The organism is Cellulosimicrobium marinum (assembly GCF_020551945.1).
GTDB lineage: Bacteria > Actinomycetota > Actinomycetes > Actinomycetales > Cellulomonadaceae > Cellulosimicrobium > Cellulosimicrobium marinum.
The window spans coordinates 146,752-163,327 of record NZ_JAJBZH010000003.1; the positions used below are offsets into that span (position 1 = coordinate 146,752).

At 74.8% G+C, this 16,576-nt stretch carries 13 protein-coding genes; 7 read left to right on the forward strand and 6 right to left on the reverse strand.

Translation table 11 applies throughout. The features are described from left to right. Positions 1-42 precede the first annotated feature (42 nt). Genes LGQ04_RS07905 through LGQ04_RS07915 form a run of 3 tightly spaced genes read right to left on the reverse strand, consistent with a single transcriptional unit; the run spans position 43 to position 3,832 of the window. Positions 43-879, reverse strand: a complete 837-nt coding sequence (locus LGQ04_RS07905; RefSeq protein WP_229243155.1) for a nitrilase-related carbon-nitrogen hydrolase — start codon at positions 877-879, stop codon at positions 43-45. Further along, positions 876-2,282: an aspartate aminotransferase family protein gene (locus LGQ04_RS07910; RefSeq protein WP_229243156.1), complete on the reverse strand. Its 1,407-nt coding sequence runs from the start codon at positions 2,280-2,282 to the stop codon at positions 876-878. The genes LGQ04_RS07905 and LGQ04_RS07910 overlap by 4 nt, the downstream gene beginning before the upstream one ends. A gap of 11 nt (positions 2,283-2,293) precedes the next feature. Beyond that, positions 2,294-3,832 (reverse strand): CoA-acylating methylmalonate-semialdehyde dehydrogenase, encoded by a 1,539-nt coding sequence (locus LGQ04_RS07915; protein ID WP_229243157.1) that lies wholly within the window; start codon positions 3,830-3,832, stop codon positions 2,294-2,296. Between the two features lie 168 nt (positions 3,833-4,000). On the opposite strand from LGQ04_RS07915, the gene LGQ04_RS07920 reads away from it, so the two are divergent. Together LGQ04_RS07920 and LGQ04_RS07925 are read left to right on the forward strand one after the other, a co-directional pair. Continuing rightward, positions 4,001-6,103: an endonuclease/exonuclease/phosphatase family protein gene (locus LGQ04_RS07920; protein ID WP_229243158.1), complete on the forward strand. Its 2,103-nt coding sequence runs from the start codon at positions 4,001-4,003 to the stop codon at positions 6,101-6,103. Between the two features lie 380 nt (positions 6,104-6,483). Further along, positions 6,484-6,957 carry a hypothetical protein gene (locus LGQ04_RS07925; protein WP_229243159.1) on the forward strand — a complete coding sequence of 158 codons (474 nt, stop codon included), beginning with the start codon at positions 6,484-6,486 and terminating at the stop codon, positions 6,955-6,957. A gap of 12 nt (positions 6,958-6,969) precedes the next feature. Here the strand turns inward: LGQ04_RS07925 and LGQ04_RS07930 are convergent, their stop codons facing one another. Then, positions 6,970-8,421 (reverse strand): NAD(P)H-quinone dehydrogenase, encoded by a 1,452-nt coding sequence (locus tag LGQ04_RS07930; protein ID WP_229243160.1) that lies wholly within the window; start codon positions 8,419-8,421, stop codon positions 6,970-6,972. A 129-nt stretch (positions 8,422-8,550) separates the two neighbouring features. Here LGQ04_RS07930 and LGQ04_RS07935 point away from each other — a divergent pair, with 129 nt between their 5' ends. Genes LGQ04_RS07935 through LGQ04_RS07955 form a run of 5 tightly spaced genes read left to right on the forward strand, consistent with a single transcriptional unit; the run spans position 8,551 to position 14,826 of the window. Continuing rightward, positions 8,551-9,402 carry a purine-nucleoside phosphorylase gene (locus LGQ04_RS07935; RefSeq protein WP_229243161.1) on the forward strand — a complete coding sequence of 284 codons (852 nt, stop codon included), beginning with the start codon at positions 8,551-8,553 and terminating at the stop codon, positions 9,400-9,402. Position 9,403: 1 nt separating this feature from the next. Continuing rightward, positions 9,404-11,269 (forward strand): phospho-sugar mutase, encoded by a 1,866-nt coding sequence (locus LGQ04_RS07940; RefSeq protein ID WP_229243162.1) that lies wholly within the window; start codon positions 9,404-9,406, stop codon positions 11,267-11,269. Between the two features lie 49 nt (positions 11,270-11,318). After that, the gene (gene deoC, locus LGQ04_RS07945; RefSeq protein WP_229243163.1) at positions 11,319-12,380 is read left to right on the forward strand and encodes a deoxyribose-phosphate aldolase; all 1,062 of its coding nucleotides are present in this window, start codon (positions 11,319-11,321) and stop codon (positions 12,378-12,380) included. Between the two features lie 23 nt (positions 12,381-12,403). Next, entirely contained in the window at positions 12,404-13,876 is a 1,473-nt protein-coding gene (locus LGQ04_RS07950) for an aldehyde dehydrogenase family protein (RefSeq protein WP_229243164.1), read from the forward strand. Beyond that, entirely contained in the window at positions 13,876-14,826 is a 951-nt protein-coding gene (locus tag LGQ04_RS07955) for an aldehyde dehydrogenase family protein (protein WP_229243165.1), read from the forward strand. The genes LGQ04_RS07950 and LGQ04_RS07955 overlap by 1 nt, the downstream gene beginning before the upstream one ends. 326 nt (positions 14,827-15,152) lie before the next feature. Here the strand turns inward: LGQ04_RS07955 and LGQ04_RS07960 are convergent, their stop codons facing one another. Both LGQ04_RS07960 and LGQ04_RS07965 read right to left on the reverse strand, forming a co-directional pair. Beyond that, positions 15,153-16,283, reverse strand: a complete 1,131-nt coding sequence (locus LGQ04_RS07960) for an adenosine deaminase (protein ID WP_229243166.1) — start codon at positions 16,281-16,283, stop codon at positions 15,153-15,155. Positions 16,284-16,323: 40 nt separating this feature from the next. Next, complete coding sequence (locus LGQ04_RS07965) at positions 16,324-16,560, reverse strand: hypothetical protein (protein ID WP_229243167.1); 237 nt, start codon at positions 16,558-16,560, stop codon at positions 16,324-16,326. Between the last annotated feature and the right edge of the window lie 16 nt (positions 16,561-16,576).

Genomic DNA, 16,576 nt, shown 5'->3' on the forward strand with positions numbered 1-16,576 from the left:
GCAGGTTCTCCCCTCCGGTGGTGCGGTCGCGTCCCCGGCCCGTCAGGGCCGGGTGAGGTCGTCGTAGGCGTCGGGCCGGCGGTCCCGGTAGAACTGCCAGCGGTCGCGCACGACGCGCAGCAGGTCCATGTCGAGGTCGCGCACGACGAGCTCCTCCTCGTGGTCGTCGGCCGGGTCGCCGACGAACGCGCCCTCGGGGTCGACGAAGTAGGAGGTGCCGTAGAAGTCGTCGTCGCCGAGGTCCTCGACGCCCACGCGGTTGATCGCGCCGACGTAGTACTCGTTCGCGACGGCCGCGGCGGGCTGCTCGAGCCTCCACAGGTAGTTCGACAGGCCACGGCTCGTCGCGCTCGGGTTGAGGACGATCTCCGCGCCGTTCAGGCCGAGCGCGCGCCACCCCTCGGGGAAGTGCCGGTCGTAGCAGATGTAGACGCCCACGCGCCCGACCGCCGTGTCGAACACCGGGTAGCCGAGGTTCCCGGGGCGGAAGTAGAACTTCTCCCAGAACCCGCGCACGTGCGGGATGTGGGTCTTGCGGTACTTGCCGAGGTAGCGCCCGTCCGCGTCGATCACCGCCGCCGTGTTGTACAGGACGCCGGGCTGCTCCTCCTCGTACACCGGCAGCACGACGACCGTCCCGAGCTCGGCCGCGAGCGCCGAGAACCGTTCGACCGTCGGGCCGGGGACGGACTCGGCGTAGGCGTAGTAGGCGGCGTCCTGCACCTGGCAGAAGTACGGGCCGTAGAACAGCTCCTGGAAGCACACGAGCCGTGCGCCCTGGTCGGCGGCGTCGCGCAGGTGCTTCTCGTGGGCGTCGATCATCGACTCCTTGTCGCCGGTCCAGCGGACCTGCGTGAGGGCGGCGCGCACGGTGGTCATCGGTCCTCCTCGGGGGCGGGGTGGTCGAGGTGCTCGTCGGCGACGTCCAGGGCCGCGTCGATCGCGTCGAGGCCGCGGACGAGGTCGCCGGCGGACGTCACGAGGGGCGGGGCGACGTGCAGGCGGTTGAAGTGGACGAACGGCCACACGCCGCGCGCCTTGACGGCGGCGACGACCGCACCCATGGGTGCGGCGGCGGGGCCGCTCGCGTTGAACGGGACGTAGGGCTCGCGCGTCGCGCGGTCGCGCACGAGCTCGACCGCCCAGAAGAAGCCGAGGCCGCGCACCTCGCCGACGCATCCGTGGCGCGACGCGACGTCGCGCAGGCGGGGCCCGATCACCTCGTCGCCGAGGCGCCGGACGCGGTCGAGGATCCCCTCGTCCTCGAACGTGCGGATCGACTCGACCGCGACCGCGCACGCGAGGGGGTGGCCGGAGTAGGTGAGCCCTCCGGGGAAGACACGGTCGTCGAACGTGCGCGCCACGTGCTCGCCGACGAGCACGCCCCCGAGCGGCACGTACCCGGAGTTCACGCCCTTCGCGAAGGTGACGAGGTCCGGCACGACGCCCCACCGGTCGATCGCGAACCACTCCCCCACGCGGCCGAACCCCACCATGACCTCGTCGGCGACCAGCAGGATGCCGTGCTCGTCGCACAGCGCCCGCACGCCCGCGAGGTACCCGTCGGGCGGGACGAGCACGCCGTTCGTCCCGACGACGGTCTCGAGCAGGACCGCCGCGATCGTCCCGGGGCCCTCGAGCGCGACGACCTCGCGCAGGTGCGCGAGCGCGCGCTCGCCCTCCTGCGCGTCGTCGGCCGCGCCGAACGCGGACCGGTACGTGTACGGGCCGAGGAAGTGCCGCACGTGCGGGTCGGGCGAGACCTCGTTGGGCCAGCGGCGCGGGTCGCCCGTGAGAGTGATCGCGGTCGACGTGTTGCCGTGGTACGAGCGGTACGCGGACAGCACCTTCGCGCGACCGGTGTGCAGGCGCGCGAGCCGGACCGCGTTCTCGACCGCGTCCGCACCGCCGTTGGTGAAGAACACCCGCCAGGGCCGGTCGCCCTCGGCGAGCGGACCCGTCCTGCCCGGGGCACGCTCGACGATCAGGCGGGCGAGCTCGCCGCGCACGTCGTTGGCGAACGTCGGGCCGACCGTCGCGAGGCGCGCCGCCTGCGTTTGGATCGCCGCGACGAGGCGCGGGTGCTGGTGGCCGAGGTTGAGGTTGACGAGCTGGGACGCGAAGTCGAGGTAGCGCGTGCCGTCCTCGTCCCAGAACCACGCGCCCTCCCCGCCCGCGACGGGCAGCGGGTCGATCGCCCCCTGCGCGGACCACGAGTGGAAGACGTACCGGTCGTCGGCGCGCGTGCGCGACGTGCGCCGCGCGAGCTCCTCGGTCGTCATCGGGCCCCGTCTCAGCGCGTCCGCGGGAAGCCGAGGTCGACGGCCGACGTCGCCGGGTCGGGCCAGCGGGTCGTGACGACCTTCGTGCGCGTGTAGAACTGGACGCTCTCGGGCCCGTACACGTGCAGGTCGCCGAACAGCGAGCTCTTCCAGCCGCCGAACGAGTAGTAGCCGACGGGAACGGGGATGGGGACGTTGACGCCGATCATCCCCGCGCGGGCGTCGACCTCGAACGCGCGGGCCGCGCCGCCGTCGCGCGTGAAGATCGCCGCCCCGTTGCCGTACGGGCTGTCGTTGACCAGGCCGACCGCCTCGTCGTACGTCTCGGCGCGGACCACGGACAGCACCGGTCCGAAGATCTCCTCCCGGTACACGGTGTGCTCGGGGCGCACGTGGTCGACGAGCGTCGGGTGCAGGAAGAACCCGTCCCCGAGGTCGGCGGCGCCCGGCGGGGTCCGGCGCCCGTCGACGACGAGCGTCGCGCCCTCCGCCTGCGCCGTCCCCACGCGCGCCGCCACGCGGTCGCGGTGCTCCGCCGTGACGAGCGGCCCCATCTGCGACGCCGGGTCGTCCCCGGGCCCGACGACGAGCCGCCCCACCCGCTCCCGGATCGCCTCGACCAGCGGGTCGGCCACGGCGCCGACCGCGACGAGCACCGACACCGCCATGCACCGCTCCCCCGCCGACCCGTACGCCGCGGAGACCGCCGCGTCCGCGGCGACGTCCACGTCGGCGTCGGGCAGGACGACCATGTGGTTCTTCGCCCCGCCGAGGGCCTGGACGCGCTTGCCGTGGCGCGTCGCCGTCTCGTACACGTGGCGCGCGACCGGGGTCGACCCGACGAAGCTCACGGCCTCGACGTCCGGGTGCTCGAGCAGGCGCTCCACCGCGACCCGGTCCCCCTGGACGACGTTCAGCACGCCGTCGGGCAGCCCCGCCTCCTGCAGCAGGCGCGCGACGAGGAGCGACGCCGACGGGTCGCGCTCGCTCGGCTTGAGCACCACCGTGTTCCCGCACGCGACCGCGTTGGGGATCATCCACAGCGGCACCATCGCGGGGAAGTTGAACGGCGTGACGCACGCGACGACGCCCAGCGGCTGCTTCACCTCGTGCACGTCGACGCCCGCGGACGCCTGCTCCGTGTACCCGCCCTTGAGGAGCTGGCCGATCCCGCACGCGAACTCCACGCACTCCAGCGCGCGCGCCACCTCCCCCGCCGCGTCCGAGAGCACCTTGCCGTGCTCGGCGCTGACGACCGCCGCGAGCTCGTCCCGGTGGTCCACGAGGAGCCGGTGGAACGCGAAGAGGATCTCGGTGCGGCGCGACACGCTCGTCGTGCGCCACGCGCCGAACGCCTCGCGGGCCGCGGCGACCGCGGCGTCGACGTCGTCCGCCGACGCGAGCGCGACCCGGCCCGTCACGGTGCCGCGCGCGGGGTCGTGCACCGGTCCCGTCCGGTCGCCGCCCGTCCGCGACGCGCCCGCGACCCAGTGCCCGACGAGCCCGGCGGCGGTGCTCGTGGCGCCCGCCGTCAGCGTGGTCCGTTCCATCGTCTCCTCCTCGCGCACCGAGGTGGTAGCACGCCGTCGCAGCCGATCCCCCAGTGTGGCACGGATCACACGGACCACCACCGGGCTCGCGTCCCGGCACGACGGCGGCCCCACCGCAGCGCGTCGCGCCCGTCGCGCGCACGACCCGCCCCCGGTACGTTCGGACCCGTGAGCGCGACGCCGCAGGCTCCCCCGCCCCCGCAGGAGGACCACCCCACGACCGGTCCGGACCCGGCCGCGCCCGACCCGCGCCCGGCCACCGCACCGGACCGTGGCCGGCTCGCCCTCGTGCTGCTCGTCCTCGTCAGCGCGCTCACGGTCGAGCTCGTCCGGTCCAGCGGCCCCCTCCTCGACCACGCGTTCGCCGCCGGGATCGCGACGGTCGCCCTCACGGCCCTCGCGACCTACGCTGCACCGGGCGTGCTCGTCGTGATGATCGCCGCTCGGCTCGAGCTCACCGGGAAGGTGGTGCTCCTCGCCGTCGCCGCGCTCGTCGTCGCCCGCCTCGCGCTCCAGGGCCTCGGGACCGCCGTCGCGGCCGGGGCCGACCTCGGCCTCGTGCGGTACGGCGTCGGCCTGGCGAGCGTCGCCCTCGCCGTCGCGGCACTCGTGCTCGTCGCCGCGTTCGCCAGCGGGACGACCACCAGCCCGCCCGGACCCGCGCGGGCCGGCACCGTCGCGCTCGGCGTCGGACTCGGCACCCTGCTCGCCGCCGCGGTCAGCGCGACCCTCGGCACGTGGGACGCCTACTGGCGGCCCGGCCTCCTCGCGTGGACGACCACCGTCGCCGTGAGCCTCGGCGCGCTCGCCGTCGCCTGGCTGCTCCGCGGCCGCGAGGCCCGGCCCGGCGCACGCGGGCTCTGGCTCCTCGGCCCTGCCCTCGCCCTCGCGGTGCAGGTCCTCGCCAACCCCGCGTTCGTCGCCTCCCAGGCCGACGTCCCCGTCCCGGCCGCGGTCGCCGCCCTCGCCGTCGCCGCGCTCGCCACGGCCGCCGCCGTGCCCTGGGCCGTCGGCGCCGCACGCGGCGGCCGTCGCGTCGCGCGTGCCGTCGCCGTCTGGGGAGCGCCCCTGCTCGTCGTCGCCGGCGTCGCCGTCACCTTTCTCGCGGTGCCCCGCCTGCAGGGCCCGGGCGTCGTCGGGGGGTGGGTGCTGCTCGCGCTCCTCACCGTCCTCGTGCCCGCCGCCGCCGTGACGCTCGCCCTGTGCCTCCTGCGCCCCGCGCGGCCTCTCACCTGGCTGCGCCTCGCAGGGACGGCCAGCGTCGCCGGGCTCGGCATCGTCGTCCCGCTCCTCGGCTACCAGATCGACTACGACGTCCCCCTGCCCGTCCGCAACGGCTGGGTCCCCGTCGCGACCGCCGCCCTGCTCGCCGTCGTCGCCGTCGTCCGAGGGACGCGCGCCGGGTGGTCGTCCGGGGCCGCACCCGAGGGGACGGCGCCCGACCGGTCGGAGTCGACCGCCGCGCCCCTGGTCGTCGCGGCCGGCGTGGGCGTCGTCGCGCTGCTGGGCGTCACCCAGGTCCTGCCCCCGAGCTCCGGTGTCGCCGCCGAGCGCGTCCCGGGCGACCTGCGGGTCCTCGACTGGAACCTCCACTACGGGGTCAGCGCCGACCCGTCCGTGCCGCTCGACGACGTCGTGAGGACGATCGAGTCCTCACGGGCCGACGTCGTCACGCTCCAGGAGGTCTCGCGCGGCTGGGTGCTGGGCGGGGGCGTCGACATGGAGTCGTACCTCGCGCGGGCGACGGGCATGCGGTCGGTCGCCGCGCCGGCGGCGGACCGGCAGTTCGTCAACGTGATCCTCTGGGACCCGGCGCTGGGCGACCTCACGGACGTCGCCCGGCACGCGCTGCCGTACGGCGCGGGCCCGCAGCAGCGGTCCGCGATCTCCGGCACCGTCGACGCCGACGGCGTCCCCGTGCGGGTCACGTCCGTCCACCTGCAGCACCGCGAGGAGAACACCCCCACGCGCCTCGACCAGCTCGACGCGCTCCTCACGGACGAGCCGGTCGACGGCGCGTACGTCCTCGCGGGCGACCTCAACGCCGAGCCAGGCTGGGACGAGCTCATCCTCCTCGAGGACGCGGGGCTGGAGAGCGGGCAGGACGTCGCGGGCGACCCCGACGCCCTCACGTCGCCCGCCGTCGCCCCGGCCCACCGCATCGACTGGGTCCTCGGCTCGTCCGCCGTCACGTTCCGCTCGTTCGAGGTCCTCGACGACACCTCCTCCGACCACCGCCCGCTCCTCACCGAGATCCGCGCCGCCGGCTGACCCCACCGCACCCGCTCGCACAAGGGGGTACCGCACTCCGCCGAGGGAGTACCGCAGCCCGCCGACGTCGTACCGGGATCTGCCGAGGGAGTACCCAGGCTCGCCGGCAACGGCCCAGTCCCAGGTCGGTCCTGCCCGACGGCGAGCAGTCACCCCTGGTGGGACGGCACCGGGAGGGGTGGGTGGGGCGCCGCGTCGTGGCGGGCCTGGCGGGAGCCGCGAGGAACGAGCGGCGGAGGGAAGACGCGGCGCCCCACCCACCCCGACACCCGAGGCGACCACGCGCCGTCGGGCACGAGAACCCCGGTACTCCCCCGGCCAACCAGGGTTCTCCCTCGGCCGACCCCGGTACTCCCCTCGGCGAGGGTTAGGGTCGGCGGGTGCGCATCGAGATGACCGTGACGGAGGCCGTCGAGCTCGCGCGGGCGACGGGCGTGCTGCCCCCGTTCGTGCGGTCGGTGACGGGCGAGGGGGACGACGTGCGCGTCGTCGTGGACCTGCGCGAGGTGCCCGACCCGCCGTCGGCCCTGCGGCTCGCGGCCCGGCTCGTGCCGGTGGTGCGCGCGACGCTGCGGGTCGAGTCGTGCGTCGCCGGCACGGCGGTGGTCGCCGTGGAGGCGAGCGCCGCCGGCCTGCCGGCGCACAAGCTGCTCGGTGTCGTCGAGTCGCCGCTGCAGGGCGCGCTGCGCTCGCGCGGGCTGCCCGGAGACGCGGTGCGCGTCCTGCCCGACGCGCGGGTCGCCGTCGACGTCCAGGCGCTGCTGCGCGCGGGCGTGGCGGGGACGCTTCCGGCGGTGGAGGTCACCGACCTGGCGTACGCCGACGGGACGCTGCGCGCGCAAGTGAGCCTCTGACGGAGGTCCGCCTCAGTCCTCGCGGTGGTGCAGCATGCGCGCGACCTCGGCGATCGACCCCGAGAGCGAGGGGTAGACCGTGAAGGCGGACGCGACGTCGTCCACCGTGAGGCGGTGCGAGACGGCGAGCGTGATGGGGAAGACGAGCTCGCTGGCGCGCGGCGCGACGACGACCCCGCCGAGCACGACGCCCGCCTCGGGGTGGGCGAAGAGCTTGACGAACCCGTCGCGCATGCCGAGCATCTTCGCGCGCGGGTTGCGCGCGAGGGGCAGCATCGTGGTGACGTACTTGCTCCCCTGGGCCTTGAGACGTTGCTCGCTGTACCCGACGGTCGCGATCTCCGGGGCGGTGAAGATGTTCGCGGCGACGGTGCGCAGCTTGATGGGGACGACGGCGTCGCCGAGCGCGTGGGACATCGCGACGCGGCCCTGCATGGCCGCGACGGACGCGAGCGGCAGGACGCCGGTGCAGTCGCCGGCCGCGTAGACGCCGCGCACGGAGGTGCGCGACACCTTGTCGACCTCGACGTGCCCGCTGGGTGTCAGTCGGACGCCCGCCTCCTCGAGCCCGACTCCCTGCGTGGACGGGACCGCACCGACCGCGATGAGGACGTGCGAGCCCTCGACGACCCGGCCGTCGGAGAGGGTGACGCGCACGCCGTCCTCGGTGCGCTCGGCCGACTCGGCGCGCGAGCGCGACATGACGGTCATCCCGCGGGAGCGGAACACCCCTTCGAGGAGCTCGGCGGCGTCGGCGTCCTCGCCCGGGAGGACGCGGTCGCGGCTGGAGACCAGCACGACGTCGGACCCGAGGGCGTTGTACGCGCCGGCGAACTCGGCGCCGGTGACGCCCGACCCGACGACGATCAGCCGCTCGGGCAGCTCCTTGAGGTTGTAGAGCTGGGTCCAGGTGAGGATGCGCTCGCCGTCCGGCTGGGCCGTGGGCAGCACGCGCGGGGTGGCGCCGAGCGCGAGGAGGACGACGTCGGCGTCGAGCGCGACCGGTCCGTCGCCCCCGTCGGGCGTGTCGACGACGACGCGCGACGGCCCGTCGAGGCGGCCCTCGCCGATGACGACGCGCACGCCCTCGCGCTCCAGGCGGGCGTGGACGTCGGCGGACTGCGCGGCCGCGAGCGCCATCACGCGGGTGTTGACGGCCTCGAGGTCGACGATGTGGCGTCGCATGGACGGGTGCTGCGCCCGCGCGGTGTCGACGGGCAGGCGGATGCCGAGGTCGGCGGCGCGGTCGGCGATCGTCATCCAGTCGGCGGTCGCGATGAGGGTCTTGGACGGCACGACGTCGGTGAGGACGGCGGCGCCGCCCATGCCGTGCCGCTCGACGACGGTGACGTCGGCGCCGAGGCGCCGGGCGACGAGCGCCGCCTCGTACCCGCCGGGCCCCCCTCCGACGACGACGATCCGGGTGGCCTGACGGTCGGTGCTCTCGTGGGTCACGGCGACCATTCTGACAGCCCGGGCGACCGTCCCGTGTCACGATGCGAGACGTGCCACCGTCGCCGGGCCGCACCGCGGACCTGCGCCGGACCCTCCGCACCCCAGGTCGTGGCGTCGCAGGAGGGCTAGCCTGACGACATGACGACGACGCCTGCGAGCACACCCCCGCTCGACGACCCGAGCACCGATCCCTTCGTCGTGGCGCGCGCCGCGGCCGACCACGTCGCGCAGGCCACGGGGGTCGACGGGCACGACATGGCGCTGGTGCTGGGCTCCGGCTGGGGTGGCGCGGCGGAGCTGCTGGGCGACGTCGTCGCGGAGATCCCCACGGCCGAGATCCCGGGCTTCACGGCGACCGCGGTCGCGGGCCACCTGTCGGTGACGCGCTCGATCCGGGTCGAGCGCGCGGACGGCTCGGTGCGTCACGCCCTCGTGATCGGCTCGCGGACGCACCTGTACGAGGGCAGGGGGGTGCGCGCCGTCGTGCACGGGGTGCGGACGGCCGCGGCGACCGGCGCCGAGACGGTCGTCCTGACGAACGGGTGCGGCGGGCTGAACCCGGCGTGGGGGGCGGGGACGCCGGTCCTGCTGTCCGACCACCTCAACCTTACGGGCCGCAGCCCGCTGGAGGGCCCGACGTTCGTCGACCTCACCGACGTGTACTCCCCGCGGCTGCGCGACCTCGCGCGGCAGGTCGACGCGAGCCTCGCCGAGGGCGTGTACGCCCAGTTCCCGGGCCCGCACTACGAGACCCCGGCCGAGGTCCGCATGGCGCGGACGCTCGGCGCGGACCTGGTCGGGATGTCGACGACGATCGAGGCCATCGCCGCGCGGCACTGCGGTCTCGACGTGCTGGGCATCTCCCTCGTGACGAACCTGGCGGCGGGGATCAGTCCCACCCCGCTGTCGCACGCGGAGGTCATCGAGGCCGGCCAGGCCGCGGGGCCCCGGATCAGCGCACTCCTGGCCGACATCGCGAAGCTGGTGTGACATGACCGAACGTGCCACGACCCCGCGCGGGTCCGCGTCCCGGGCCGCGGGCCCGGCCGAGGCCACCGACGACCCGTCGTTCGACCCGGGTTCGAGCCACGCGGCGTTCCTGGAGCGGGTCGCGGCGTGGGTCGACGACGACGTGGACCCGGACGACCAGGCCGAGCTGCGTCGGCTCCTCGACCTCGCCGACTCCCCCGACCCGCGCCGGCACGACGTGCGCTCGGCCGCCCTCGCCGAGCTGCGCGACCGGTTCTCCGGTCCGCTGGAGTTCGGCACGGCCGGGCTGCGCGGCGCGATGGCCGCGGGCCCGCACCGCATGAACCGCGCGGTCGTCGTCCGGGCGGCCGCCGGGCTCGGTGCGTACCTCGTGGACGCGCTCGGCGGGGACGCCTCGCGCGTGCGCCCGCGGGTCGTCGTCGGGTTCGACGCGCGACACCGGTCGCGCGCGTTCGCCGTCGACACCGCGGCGGTGCTCACGGCGGCGGGGGCCGACGTGTCGGTGCTGCCGAGCGCGCTCCCCACGCCCGTCCTCGCGTTCGCGGTACGTCACCTCGGCGCGGACGCGGGCGTCATGGTGACGGCGAGCCACAACCCGCCCGCGGACAACGGGTACAAGGTCTACCTGGGCGGCCGGGTCGTGACGGACGCGGGGCAGGGCGCGCAGATCGTGCCGCCGTACGACGCGCGGATCGCCGCGGCGATCGAGTCCGCCCCGCCCGCCCGGTCGGTCCCCCGGGCGGAGAACGGTTGGACGGTGCTCGACCGGGACGTCGTGCGCGCCTACGCCGGGTCCGTCCTCGCGCTGTCCGACGGCGCCCCGCGGCGGCTCAAGGTCGTCACCACGGCGCTGCACGGCGTGGGCGGCGCGGTCGTCGCGCACGTCCTGCGGGAGGCCGGGTTCACGACCGTGGTCCCGGTCGAGGAGCAGCTCGACCCCGACCCCGACTTCCCGTCGGTGTCGTTCCCCAACCCGGAGGAACCGGGGGCGATGGACCTCGCCCTGGCCTACGCCCAGGACGCGGGCGCCGACGTCGTGCTCGCGAACGACCCCGACGCCGACCGCTGCGCGGTCGCGGTGTACGACCCGCGCGTCGGCACCTACCAGGGCGCGGAGACCGCGCGGTCCAACGGGTGGCGCGTGCTGCACGGCGACGAGGTGGGCGCGCTGCTCGGGGACGACGTCGCGCGGCGGGCCGCGGCGTCCGGCGCACCGGGAGGGGTGCTCGCCTGCTCGGTCGTGTCGTCCCGCCTGCTGGGGCGGGTCGCGGCCGCCCACGGGTTCGGGTCGGCGACGACGCTCACCGGGTTCAAGTGGATCAGCCGCGTCGACGGGCTCGTTTTCGGGTACGAGGAAGCCCTCGGCTACTGCGTCGACCCGGAGCACGTGCGCGACAAGGACGGCATCAGCGCCGCCCTGCTCGTCGCCCAGCTCGCGAACCGCCTCAAGGCCGAGGGCCGCACGCTCGTCGACGCGCTCGACGACCTCGCACGGGCGCACGGCCTGCACGTGAGCGACCAGCTCTCGGCGCGCTTCACCGACCTCGACCGCATCGGCGAGACCATGACGCACCTGCGCAACGCCCCGCCGCGCACGCTCGCGGGCTCCGGCGTGACCGACGTCGCGGACCTCTCCCGAGGGCTCGACGGCCTCCCGCCCACCGACGGCATACGCATCCTCACGGCCGACGGCTCCCGGGTCGTCGTCCGCCCGAGCGGCACCGAGCCGAAGGTCAAGTGCTACCTCGAGGTCGTCGTCCCCGTCGCGCCGGACGCGTCCCACGACGACCTCACGGCGGCGCGCGCGTTCGCCCGCGAGCGCCTCGACCGCGTCCGGGCCGACATGCGGCGTGCGCTGGGGCTGTGAGGGCTCCCCGGGCACGCCGCGCGACCGTACCGGCGGGTAACCTGGGGCGATGAGCACAACGACACCGACGTCGGTCGACGGGACCGGCCCGGCGGGTTCGGTCGCGACGCCGGCGACCCCGGCCGCCGCCGACCGTTCCGCCGCCGAGATCGCCGAGATCGCGCGCTCCGTGACCGGCTCCGCCGCGCTCGACGACACCACGTGGCGGCGCTACCTCCACGGGCTGCCGGGTGTCGACACGGTCGGCGCCGACGGCCGCGCCGCGATGCTCGGCACGCGGTCGGTGAAGACGACGTCGAAGGGGTGGGCCCTCGACACGATCGTGCGCATGGTCGACCTCACGACCCTGGAGGGCGCCGACACCCCCGGCAAGGTCCGCGCGCTCGCCGCGAAGGCCGTGCGGCCCGAACCGAACGACCCCACCTGCCCGTCCGCCGCCGCCGTGTGCGTGTACAACGACATGGTCCCCGTCGCCGTCGAGGCGCTCGCCGGGACGGGTGTGAAGGTCGCCGCGGTCTCGACGGCGTTCCCGTCCGGCCGGGCGAGCCGCGCCGTGCGCCTCGCGGACACGCGCGACGCCGTCGAGGCGGGCGCCGACGAGATCGACATGGTCATCGACCGGGGAGCGTTCCTGTCCGGGCGCTACGGCCAGGTCTACGACGACATCGTCGCCGTGCGCGCGGAGTGCCGCGCGAACGGTCGTCACGCGCACCTCAAGGTCATCCTCGAGACGGGCGAGCTCGCGACGTACGACAACGTGCGTCGCGCGTCCTGGCTCGCGATGCTCGCGGGCGCCGACTTCATCAAGACGAGCACGGGCAAGGTCGCTCCCGCCGCGACCCTGCCGGTGACGGTCGTCATGCTCGAGGCCGTGCGCGACTTCCTCGCCCTCACGGGGGTCCAGGTGGGCGTCAAGCCCGCCGGCGGCATCAAGACCTCCAAGGACGCGATCAAGTACCTGGTCGCCGTCAACGAGGTCGCCGGCCCCGCCTGGCTCGACCCGGACTGGTTCCGGTTCGGGGCGTCGTCGCTGCTCAACGACGTGCTCCTGCAGCGCAACAAGCTCGCCACGGGGACCTACTGGGGTCCCGACTACGTGACCGTCGACTGAGCGGAACCGAGGACAGCACCACGATGACCACACAGCTCACCACGGCCGGCTCGCCGTTCGAGTACGCGCCCGCCCCCGAGTCGCGCGCCGTCGTCGACATCGCGTCGTCGTACGGGCTCTTCGTCGACGGGGAGTTCACGCCCGCGTCCGACGACGGCTCGTTCAAGACCGTCAACCCCGCCACCGAGGAGGTCCTCGCGGAGGTCGCGGAGGCCACCGAGGACGACGTCGACCGCGCCGTCCGCGCCGCGCGCCGCGCCCAGGAGAAGGTCTGGGGCCCGATGCCGGGCCGCGAGCGCGCGAAGTACCTGTTCCGCATCGCGCGGCTCCTCGCCGAGCGCGCCCGCGAGTTCGCCGTCCTGGAGACCCTCGACAACGGCAAGCCGATCCGCGAGTCGCGCGACGTCGACGTGCCCACCGCGGCGGCGCACTTCTTCTACTACGCGGGCTGGGCGGACAAGCTCGAGCACGCCGGCTACGGCCCGGACCCGCGACCGCACGGCGTCGCCGCCCAGGTCATCCCGTGGAACTTCCCGCTCCTCATGCTCGCGTGGAAGATCGCCCCGGCGCTCGCGACCGGCAACACGGTCGTGCTCAAGCCCGCCGAGACCACGCCCCTCACGGCGCTGCTGTTCGCCGACCTGCTGCGTCAGGCCGAGCTGCCGCCCGGCGTCGTGAACATCGTGACGGGGGCAGGGGCCACGGGAGCCGCACTCGTCGCGCACCCGGGCGTCGACAAGGTCGCCTTCACGGGGTCGACGCCGGTCGGCAAGCGGATCGCGCAGCAGATCGCGGGCACGCGCAAGCACGCGACGCTCGAGCTCGGCGGCAAGGCCGCGAACATCGTGTTCGACGACGCGCCGCTCGACCAGGCGATCGAGGGCATCGTCAACGGGATCTTCTTCAACCAGGGCCAGGTGTGCTGCGCGGGGTCGCGCCTCCTCGTCCAGGAGTCGATCGCCACCGAGCTCGTCGACCGGCTCAAGGCGCGCCTCGGCACGCTGCGCGTGGGCGACCCGATGGACAAGAACACCGACGTCGGTGCCATCAACTCGGCGCAGCAGCTCGCCCGCATCACCGAGCTCACGGAGGCGGGGGTCGCCGAGGGCGCCACGCGCTGGAGCCCGGCGTGCGACCTGCCGGAGTCGGGGTTCTGGTTCGCGCCCACGCTCTTCACGGGCGTGTCCGCCGCGCACCGCATCGCCCGCGAGGAGATCTTCGGGCCCGTGCTGTCCGTGCTGACGTTCCGCACGCCCGCCGAGGCGGTCGCCAAGGCGAACAACACGCCGTACGGGCTGTCGGCGGGGATCTGGTCGGAGAAGGGGTCGCGCATCCTGTGGATGGCGGACCGTCTGCGTGCCGGTGTCGTGTGGTCCAACACGTTCAACCGGTTCGACCCGACCAGCCCGTTCGGCGGCTACAAGGAGTCCGGCTATGGCCGCGAGGGCGGCCGGCACGGCCTGGCGCCCTACCTGATCGAGGGGAGCACGTACTGATGGCCCGCACCACGAGCGGCACGGCGGCGTCGTCGCGCACGTCACGGGGCGCCTCCACGCCCGAACGTCTCGGCGTCCGCAAGACGTACAAACTGTACGTCGGCGGGAAGTTCCCCCGCAGCGAGTCCGGCCGCACCTACGAGGTCACGGACGCCAAGGGCCGGTTCGTCGCGAACGTCGCGCAGGGCTCGCGCAAGGACGCGCGCGACGCCGTCGTCGCGGCCCGCGCCGCCCAGGCCGGCTGGGCCGGGGCGACCGCGTACAACCGCGGCCAGGTGCTCTACCGCGTCGCCGAGATGCTCGAGGGCCGCCGCGAGCAGTTCGTCGCCGAGGTCGCCGCGGGCGAGGGGCTGACCGCGCGTCAGGCCGAGCTCGCCGTGTCCGAGGCGATCGACCGGTGGGTCTGGTACGCGGGCTGGACGGACAAGGTCGCGCAGGTCGCGGGCTCCGCGAACCCCGTCGCGGGCCCGTACTTCAACCTCTCGTCGCCCGAACCGACGGGGGTCGTCGTGGTCCTCGCGCCGCAGCGCTCGTCGCTCCTCGGCCTTGTCTCGACGATCGTCCCGCCGCTCGTCACGGGCAACGCCGCCGTCGTCGTCGCGAGCGAGCAGCGCCCGATCCCGGCCGTCACCCTCTCCGAGGTGCTCGCGACGTCGGACGTCCCCGGCGGCGTCGTCAACGTCCTCACCGGGTACACGAAGGAGCTCGCTCCCCCGCTCGCGTCCCACCTCGACGTCAACGCCCTCGACCTCGCGGGCGCCGTCGGCGCCGAGGGTCTCGCCTGGGGCGACCTCGAGGCGGCGGCCGCCGACTCGGTCAAGCGCGTCCTGCGCCCGGCGGCGGACCGCCGCGGGAACGACACCGAGCCCGACTGGACCGAGGCCCCGCGCCCGCAGCGCATCCTCGCGTTCACCGAGACGAAGACGGTCTGGCACCCCAAGGGCGTCTGACCACCCACGCCCACGACGCCCGGTGCCGCCCTCCCGAGGACGGCACCGGGCGTCGTCGTGCATCCAGGGCCCGACCGCTTCTCCCCCGACAGACAAGACCACTGACGAACCCGCGTACTACCTCGGCTACCGCGGTACTACCTCGCCGAGGCGACGTCCAGGCACGCGGGTGGGGTGGAGGGGGCGCGGGTCGTGGCGGGTCTGGCGGGAGCCGCGAGGAACGAGCGGCGGATGGGAGACCCGCGCCCCCTCCGGCCCGTCCGCGAGACCCACGCCCCTCCCGCGAAAGCCGCACCCGCCCCACGGAGCCGCGCGACGCGCGAGGACTAGAGCTGCGCGCCCTCGACGAGCTGGTAGCCGGGGAGGATGACGTCGTCGACGAGTGCGCGACGCTCGTCGTGGTGGACGAACGCGCTCCACGCGGCGGTCATGGTGACGTCGGCGAGGTCGTCGATGGTCCAACCGGCCTGCTCGACGAGCAGGGTCATCTCCTGCGTCATCGTCGTGCGCGACATGAGGCGGTTGTCGGTGTTGAGCGTGACGGCGAAGTCGAGCTCCTTGAGGCGCGTGATCGGGTGGTCGGCGATCGACGTCGCGGCACCGGTCTGCACGTTGGACGAGGGGCAGAGCTCGAGGGGGATCTGGTGGTCGCGGACCCAGTGCGCGAGGAGCCCGAGTGCGGCGGTGCCGGTCTCGCCGGGGGCGGTGTGGGGGTGCGCGGGGTCGAAGGTGATGTCCTCGACGAGGCGCACGCCGTGCCCGATGCGGGTGGCGCGGCCGACGTGCAGGGCCTCGGCGATCGACTCCGGCCCGGCGGCCTCGCCGGCGTGGATGGTGACGGGGAAGTTGTGCGCGGCGAGGTAGGCCCAGATCTCGGCGTGCCGGGAGGGCGGGAACCCGTCCTCGGCGCCGGCGATGTCGAACCCGACGACGCCGTTCCCGCGGTTGGCGACGGCGAGCTCGGCGATCTCCTGCCAACGGTCGGCGTGCCGCATGGCGGTGACGAGCTGGCCGACGCGGATGGTGCGGCCCTCGGCGGCCGCGGCGGCGACGCCCTGCTCGATGCCGGCCTGGACGGCGTCGACGGTCTCCTGGAGGGTGAGCCCGCGCTGGAGGTGCTGCTCGGGGGCCCAGCGCTGCTCGGCGTAGACGACGCCGTCGGCGGCGAGGTCGAGCACGGCCTCGCGGGCGACGCGGGCGAGCGCGTCGGGGGTCTGCATGACGGCAATGGTGTGGTCGAACGTCTCGAGGTAGCGCACGAGGGAGCCGGAGTCGGCGGACTCGGCGAACCAGGTGCCGAGGGAGGTGGCGTCGCGGGCGGGCAGCTCGTGCCCGACGTCGGCGGCCAGCTCGAGGATCGTGGCCGGCCGGAGGCCGCCGTCGAGGTGGTCGTGGAGGACGACCTTGGGCAGTTCGCGGATGACGTCGGCGGTCAGCGCACGGTTCTCGGTGGTCATGCGCTCACGCTACCGGCAGCGCGGGCGATGGGGCGCAGGGTCAGGCGTAGTCGTCCTCGTCGCCGGGGACGGCGGCGGCCTGCTCGGCGACGTCGGCCTCGTCGGCCTGCCCGTCGAGGTCGGGGCGTGCGGAGCCGGGGTGGTACTCGTCGGGTGCGCGGGTGGCGTCCGAGCGGGCCTCGTCGCCGGTCTCGACCTCGTCGACGAGGTTCGTGGCCTCGTCGTGCTCGACCAGTCCGGCGTCTCGCCAGGTGTCCTCTCCGGGCACGGTGCTCATGGCGGCTCCTCTCGGT